The following is a 7,824-nucleotide window of genomic DNA, read 5'->3' as shown; positions in this document are numbered from 1 at the left end:
GACACACACGGCGAGCGGCATCATTGAAGCCATGAGCACTTCATCGCGTATCAGAATGATCGGATTCATCGGTTATCCGCGGATTACGGCCCTCGACTTGATCGGCCCCCTTGAAGTGTTTGCGACTGCGAATCAACTTGTCGACGCCAGAGGCAGTGACGGACCCCGGCTGGCTTATGAGCTGGTCGTGGTCGGTCTGGACAAGCGTGCCTTCGCTTCTGAATCGGGTATCTCATTTCTGCCCCAGGTCGCACTGGCTGACGTGCCTGCGCTCGACACTCTGTTCATGCCTGGCGGAAGCGGGTTGCGTGAACCAGGTCCATTGCGAGTGATTTCGCAATGGCTGCGACGGCACCACCGCTCGATTCGCCGTATCGCCTCCGTATGCACCGGTATTTACGCGCTGGCCGAAGCCGGATTGCTGGACGGCCGCACCGCCACCACCCACTGGCGGCATGCCGAAGCATTTGCAGCCCGTTACAGCAGGGTCAAGGTTGATCCTGATGCCATTTTTATCAAACAGGGAAAGCTCTACACCTCGGCAGGAATAACCGCGGGCATCGACCTGGCGTTGGCACTGGTGGAGGAGGACCACGGTCCGAAGCTTGCCTTGGCCGTCGCACGTGAATTGGTTGTCTATCTCAAACGCCCCGGCGGACAGAGCCAGTTCTCCGAGCGCTTGAGCTTTCAGGCAGGCACGCTTGGCCGTTTGGCGGAACTGTGCGCATGGATGATCGAGCACTTGGCCGACGACCTGACGGTAGAACGACTTGCCGAGCGATGCCAGGTGAGCCCGAGGCAATTGGGGCGCCGGTTCAAACTCGCTCTGGGCATGCCGCCGGCGGCGTATGTGGAACGACTACGCACCGAAGAAGCGGGGCAGCGACTGCTCGCTGGCAACGCCAGTGTCGAACAGATTGCCGAAGCGGTGGGCTTCCACAGCGCCGACGTATTCCGCCGGGCGTTCGAGCGACGTTTCGGCATCGCGCCCGTGCAATTCCGGGCGCGTTTCAGTGCCACGGCATCGCCATAGCGATAGTCGGATGTGCCCGACCATCCTGTCCCCAACCAGAGAATCCTGGAAATGCGAATCAGACGATCGATTGTTCTTGCCATGCTCCTGGCAGCGCAGCCCGCCATGGCCGCGGATCAATACGACTTCAGCAAAGTCGAATCCCGCGCTTTGAAGGCCGTGGAAGAAGGCAGTTCCCCATCACTCGCCATTGCCATCGCCAAGGACGGCAAGATTGTCTACGAACACGCATTTGGCTTTGCCGATGTTGAAGCGCGAGTCCCGGCGACGACCCACACCGCCTATTCCCTGGCCTCGGCCACCAAGCCAATTACCGCAACGGCACTGATGGTGCTGCACGAACGGAAGGAAGTCAGCCTTTCGGCCCCCGTCGAATCCTATGTCACGACGCTGCGCTTTCGGGACGCCGCGGGCGAAGCCAGGCAGGTCAACTTGCTGCAGTTGTTGAGCCACACGTCCGGCCTGGGGACTTATGCGCGAATCTACTACGGTGATGCCATCGCACACGCCAGTTCGCTCGACGACGAATTTCGTCGCTACGGCGTTCTGGTTGCACCTCCGGGGCGCGTGGCGGAGTACTCGAACCTTGGCTACGGATTGATCGGCGAAATAATCGAGCGGCAGGCCAGACAGCCGTTTGCCGAATTCGTGGATCAGGCAGTCTTCCGCCCACTGGAAATGAAGGACTCCTTCGTCGATGATCCATCTGGACGAGCGATTTCGGTAGCAGTCAGGTATGACGCCGAGTCAACGCGGCTTCCGACGCTTCGCAACAACACGCCGGGTGCAGGCAACGCCTTCGCGAGCGTGCATGATCTTGTCCGCTTCGGGATGTTTCATCTTGATCCGGGCAGCGTGGCCCATCCGCCGCTGAACCGGGAAGATGTCCTGAGGATGCAGGTCAACGCCGATCCGCGTGCGTTCCAGCACTACTACGGCGCCGCGTACTACGGGCTCGGATGGTACGTTCGACCCGACGACGGTGGACATCGCGTCGTCTGGCACGAAGGCGGGATGCCCGGCGCCAGCACCATCATCAAGATGCTCCCCGAACAAGGCATCGTGGCTGTGGTACTCAGCAACCGAACGGATGCCAATAATTTGTCCCAGGCAATTGCGGACCTGATGATTGCGGCAGTCGTACCAGACTATCAATCCGCACCACTGGATCCCGTCGCCAGCTATGTCCCGTACGCTGGTCAGCCCGAGTTTCTCGGTCGTTGGGTGGGCACGATCACCGTCGATGGAGTCAAGCTTTCCTGCACGCTGGAGCTGGATTCGGAAGGAAACGGGACCATTCGCTACGCCGATCCCGCCAAGCTCAAAGCCACCACCGAGGCAAACCTCCGAGCGATGGTCAATGGCGATTCGTTCATCAGTGGCTTCCCGGGCCGACTACCGACGCGAGGCATCGGCGCGAACGATGCTCCTCTGTTGCTGCTGAAGCTGGTGCACACTCACAATCGCCTTTCGGGAGCCATCGTTGCTTACTCGTCACCGCAACGACTCGACTACTTGCTTCCGTTTGCCATCGACCTTGTGCGCATGGCCAAGTAGGGCGTTGGATAGCGATGGCTGAGAACAGTCGGGAGGGGCTCCGCATCTCCATCGGAGTCAGTAACTGATGCGGTTTGCTTTCTGCTTCGGGGCGGTTCCGCCCTCGGGTGTGCCGAAATGCTTGTGCCCAGTACATTTTCACTGAGGTCTGTTGATCGGAGTACACCCACATTGGTTGCCTGACTCGCCACGTCAGGGCTTTGCTCGACGGCTCATCACGCACTGATTGACTGAAGCGCCGCGTCCGTGGTTGCTCAAGCAAGCCCATTTACCCGAAAGCTTCATCTTCCCGTGAGGGGTTCTTAACAGTCACGATCCTATCGTGCGAACTCCAGATGAGGTGTTTGCATGAACGTGCGTCGTCCTTCCAAGGGCATCGATTTCAGTCTGTCCGGGCGCCGCTCCGGACCATCTCGTTGCGTGCGCGCGAACCTGATCAGGCACACGGCTGCAATCTGGGGTTTAGGCGCATGATCTCGTCTACACCATGGCAAGACAGGCGTCAGAGACGTTCCGGCCTGTGGGGGCGACAGACTGCGTCCAACTCGCGCAGTCGCTGGTTGAAACCCAGCGCGATTTCCGTCGAGCGTGCTGGCAGGCCGGCCAACGAGCTTGCATCCTCGTTTCCACGCAGCGGAATTTATCGAATCCTGCTGTGCCTGCCCCGACACCAGGCAGGAGATTTGATCATGATGACTCCCCTCGTTGCCGCCCTGCATCGAGACTATCCGGGGGCCCAGGTCGACGCGGTGGTGTCTGGTGAAGGCTCCGGCGCGTTGTTAGCCGACTTTCCGAACTTCGGCCGTGCTTTTGAGTTGCCCCGGTATGGATGGCGCCATCCGTGGAGCTGGCTGCGCCTGACCCGGGAGATCAGGCGTGAGCGCTACGACCTGACTCTTGATCCCGCCGTCGAGAAGGGTGCCGGAAGATCGCCGTTGATGCATTGCACGACGAAGCAACGGGTTCGTGTCGAAGGAATCTGAACAACCTTTCCCGAGATCGGGCAGGCCTGATCGAAGGGCAGGACACCCGCACAGCTCATCGTCAGCCGTTTTGGCAAACCTGAGAAACCTGTAAGACGCCATGCTGGCTGCTATCCTTCCGGCGCACCCAGGCACCGCAGCTAGAGATACGGCAGCGGCAACGAAATAACAGGGACCCGGATAGACATGGCACCACCGGAGTGGTTGGAACCCGAGCTGCGCCCGATCCAGAAGGATGGATGGCGTGCCTATATGTTCCGCCTGATGTTTCGTCATCATGAGCCGGACGAGCGCCGCTTTGACGTCGCTCTGCTTATCGCGATTGCGATCAGCGTCCTGGTTGCCCTGCTCGACAGCGTGGCCTTGTTGCATGCCCACTATGGGAGCTACTTCTATGCGGTGGAGTGGGTGTTCACCATCCTGTTCTCCATCGAGTACCTGATCCGCCTCAGCATCGTTCGTCGGCCACTGCGTTATGCGCTGAGCTTCTACGGGGTCATTGACCTGCTCGCGGCCTTGCCCACGTATATCAGCCTGTTTGTCGTCGGCGCCGATCACCTGCTCGTGATTCGCGTCCTGCGCATCCTGCGCGTGTTCCGCATCCTCGAGATGGTCGAATTTTCCAAGGAAGGTTCGGAACTGATGCGCGCCCTGCATGCCAGTCGGCGCAAGATCGGTCTGTTCGTCCTGTTCGTGGTGCTCATCACCGTGGTGTTTGGCGCGGTAATGTATCTGGTCGAAGGCCCCGAGCATGGATTTTCGAGCATCCCGCACGCGATGTACTGGGCCATCGTGACCATGGCCACTGTCGGCTTTGGCGACATCACGCCCCAGACGCCACTCGGCCAGTTCATCACCTCGATCATGATACTGATCGGTTACGGCATCATCGCCGTGCCGACAGGGATCTTTGGTGCCCATCTGATCCAGTCGGGCATGGAAAAGCGTGCCGTTCGGCAGATGGACGTCGAAGACTCCTGTCTGCGTTGCGGGGAGCGTGAGCATCATGCAGAGGCCCGCTATTGCCATTGCTGTGGCGAACGCATGCCAATTGACGACAAGGAAAGTTGAGGGCCTCGGGTCCTCGGAGCTTGCCAGAACTCCGGACGTGCGGTCGGCTGTCGTTGGTCCTCGGATATGCGCAGTGTTTATCGCCGCGCTGAAGTACGGGATTCACCGGATCCAGGCGAGGCAGGCACTGACGCGCGATCTCTCACCTGGAGATGATTTCTGCGAAGCGGAGCCTCTACCGTGCTGCGGCCAATCGCGCATTGCATTGTTGTATCTGTTCGGCTGTCCGTTCCGAATCCACGCCTCGGGCAGCCGGATTTTCCGCAAGCAGGTCGAGCAAGCGCTGGTGGTAGGTTCGCGCGGCGGAACAATCGCCTGCGCCGGCCTCGGCGAGTGACAGGTTCATCAGTATGGAAGCAGACAGTCCGTGCGTGGGCGGCAGAGCCTCCTCGGCGATTTCCAGAGCCCGTCGCAAGGGTGCCCGCGCATCGTCTGCCCTGTTCTGCTGCAGCAATGCCTTGCCGATGTTGTGCTGTTCGATTGCGACGTAGAAGTGCTGGGATCCGAACACCTGCTCAGCGAGCACGGCAGCCTCGCGATGCGTCGCCTCGGCGCCTGCATGATCTCCGCGCTTGTTTTGCGCACCACCGAGCGCGTTGAGCGCTTCATGCAGGCGCGCCGGACGCTGTGGAACGACACGACGCAGCGGCTCGATGATTTCATTGAGTATGCGCATCGAGTCCTCGAAATCTTCCTGCGACGCGAGTACGCGACTGAGCATCAATGCGCTGTCGATGGTGCGTTCGTCGAGTGGGCCATAGAGGCGACGATAGATGGCAAGCGCCTGTGACCATTCGCTCCGCGCCTGCGGATACTCCTTGTCAAGCAAGTGCAGCAAGGCGCTGAGGCTCAGCATTCTCGCCTTGACCGCCGATGCCTGTGCCGAATCGTCCATTTCCGGCAACAGCATGCGTGCCTGCGCCAGGGCTTGCGCCGCCTCGTCGTTGCGGGTCAGGCTTTTCAGTGCCGATGCGCGCAGCATGACGGATCTCGCGATCAGCACGGGGTTGCCGGCGTCACGACGCAGCGGAATGGACGTGTCGGCAAGGCTCAGGGCCTCTTCGTAGAGGCTCAGGCCGGCATAGGCTTCGCTCATCGCATCGAGAAGGTCGGCTCGCGCGGTGGGTGCTTCCGCCAGCAATGCCGGGATACGTGCTGCGCCGCGATCGAGCAATTCGCGCGCACTGATGGACGCACCTTCGGTTCGACTCGGATTGGCGATCCGGAAGTTGTCGACCATGAATTCGAGGACACGTTCGGATTTGTCGGCTTCGATGCGCGCAAGATCGCGCTGGTACAGGGCGATGAACAAACCGCTCAGCAGGGCCAGCAGTGCCAACGCGGACACGATGGTGGCGAACGAATGACGCCTGAAATAGCGAGAAGCCCGATAGCGCCATCCCCCACGGCGAGCCTGGACCGGAAGAAGCTGCAGGTGACGCTCGAGATCCGCAGCCAGTTCGCTGACGCTGGCGTAGCGCTGGCCGGGTTCGCTGCGCAAGGCCTTGAGCACGATTGCATCGATATCGCCACGCGCTTCAGCCGCAGCGATGCTCGAGTTGCTACCCGTGCCTGCCCGCTGTCGTCGGGAAAGGACATGGCTGGGCGGCGGAGGGGCATCTTCGCGCAGGGCCTTCTCCAGCAGGAACGGATCGGACTCACGGTCGGCGAAGGGACGCTCCCCCGCAATCAGCTCGAACAGCAACAAACCCAGCAGGTAAACATCGGTCAGGGTGCTGGCGGGATCGCCGCTCAACTGCTCGGGGCTCGCGTAGCGGGGCGTCAGTATTCGCGAGCTCGTCCGCGTAGCTTCGATGTCCTCGACCTCGAGCGCCTTGGCAATGCCGAAATCGAGCAACTTGATCTGACCATCGTTGCTGACCATGACATTGGAAGGCTTGATATCGCGATGCACGACCAGATGGCGATGGGCATGGGCTACCGCGCCACACAATTCGATAAAGAGCCGCAACCGACTGCGAAGCCCCAGCTCTCTTGAAGCGCAGTAGCTGTCGATCGGCGTTCCATCGATGTATTCCATTGCCAGCCATGGCCGCCCGTTGGGATCGATTCCCCCATCCATGTAGCGCGCGATTCGCGCATCTGAAAGGCGCGCGAGGATTTGGCGCTCGCGCTGAAACCGCTCGGTCAGGTGGGCAGACCCCAGTTCCCCTGCCATGCGCTTGAGCGCAGCGCGTTGACAGACACCTGCACTGTCACGCTCGGCAAGGAACACCTCGGCCATTCCGCCCGCGCCGATGCGTTCGAGAATACGCCAATCAGCCACCTGATTGACTTCGCCAGGCAGGGAATCAAGCGCGTCTGCCATCCATCTGGAGTGACCAAGCTGATCGAGTGCGCCGACCTTGTCGGAATAGCCGAGCAGGCGCCGCAATTCGTCGCCGATTCCGGGATTGTCAGCGCAGTGTGCAGTGACCCACGCTTCACGCTCGTCGACATCAATTTCCAGCACGCTGCGCAAGGCATTGTCGAGCTGCTGCCAGTGTTCGGAGTCGGGAAGATTGCTCAAGGTTCGCCCTCGGAACTCGATTCCGGCGCAAGCGCCTGGCCAACCCATGCCTTGGCCCGCAGCCAGTCCAACTGGACGCTGCGTGGCGTCAGTCCGAGCAGGTCGGCGATCTGCTGCGTATCGAGACCCGCGAAAACGCGATACTCGACGATGCGTACCAGTCGCGGGTCGCGTTCGTGCAGCGCTTTCAATGCTTCATCGAGCGCGACGATGGTTTCCGGTCTGTCCGTGCTGTCCGGGTCGACGCCACTCAGTGAAAGCAGAGTCTGTTGACCACCACGCTTGTCGGCATGTCGACGACGGGCGTGGTCGACGACGATCTGACGCATGGCGCGGGCGCACAGCGCGAACAGATGTGAGCGGTCGTTGACAGCCAGTTTTGAATGGCCGACCAGCTTGATGTAGGTTTCGTGGACCAGCGCCGTGGTCGACAACGTGGCATTGCCGCTCGAGCGCAGGAGGGCGCGATGCGCGATCTGCCTGAGCTCTGCGTAAACCAGGGGAAACACGCGTGAAAGCAGGCTGGCGTCATCGCCGGCACACGCTGCAATCAGCTGGGTCACACTCGAATTGCCGGGTTGTTGCACGTTCGAATGCCCCGCCGCGAAGTTTCGTCGGGGCCAAGGCTCGCGCGGCCGGTTGCCAATTGC

6 protein-coding genes are annotated in these 7,824 nt (G+C 60.9%); 4 read left to right on the top strand and 2 right to left on the bottom strand.

Translation table 11 applies throughout. The annotated features are described in order from the left end of the window. From WBP53_RS01990 to WBP53_RS01975, 4 genes are all read left to right on the top strand, one after another. Positions 1–1,033: GlxA family transcriptional regulator (locus WBP53_RS01990; protein WP_423925408.1), on the top strand; the 1,033-nt coding region annotated here is incomplete at its 5' end. A 51-nt stretch (positions 1,034–1,084) separates the two neighbouring features. Next, positions 1,085–2,590 carry a serine hydrolase domain-containing protein gene (locus WBP53_RS01985; protein WP_423925406.1) on the top strand — a complete coding sequence of 502 codons (1,506 nt, stop codon included), beginning with the start codon at positions 1,085–1,087 and terminating at the stop codon, positions 2,588–2,590. 689 nt (positions 2,591–3,279) lie between these two features. After that, a complete protein-coding gene (locus tag WBP53_RS01980) occupies positions 3,280–3,573 on the top strand; it encodes a glycosyltransferase family 9 protein (protein ID WP_423925404.1) in 294 nt (97 codons plus the stop codon). A 186-nt stretch (positions 3,574–3,759) separates the two neighbouring features. After that, positions 3,760–4,644 carry an ion transporter gene (locus WBP53_RS01975; protein ID WP_423925402.1) on the top strand — a complete coding sequence of 295 codons (885 nt, stop codon included), beginning with the start codon at positions 3,760–3,762 and terminating at the stop codon, positions 4,642–4,644. Between the two features lie 175 nt (positions 4,645–4,819). Here WBP53_RS01975 and WBP53_RS01970 read toward each other — a convergent pair whose 3' ends face one another. Both WBP53_RS01970 and WBP53_RS01965 read right to left on the bottom strand, forming a co-directional pair. Beyond that, positions 4,820–7,174, bottom strand: a complete 2,355-nt coding sequence (locus WBP53_RS01970; protein ID WP_423925400.1) for a protein kinase domain-containing protein — start codon at positions 7,172–7,174, stop codon at positions 4,820–4,822. Then, a partial coding sequence (locus WBP53_RS01965; RefSeq protein ID WP_423925398.1) for an ECF-type sigma factor occupies positions 7,171–7,824 on the bottom strand: 654 nt, incomplete at its 5' end. The genes WBP53_RS01965 and WBP53_RS01970, both read right to left, overlap by 4 nt.

Origin of the sequence: Dokdonella sp. (genome assembly GCF_049593775.1) — a bacterium.
Lineage (GTDB): Bacteria > Pseudomonadota > Gammaproteobacteria > Xanthomonadales > Rhodanobacteraceae > Dokdonella.
Note: the sequence above shows the minus strand (reverse complement) of the source record. Positions and strands in the feature narration are given on the sequence as shown.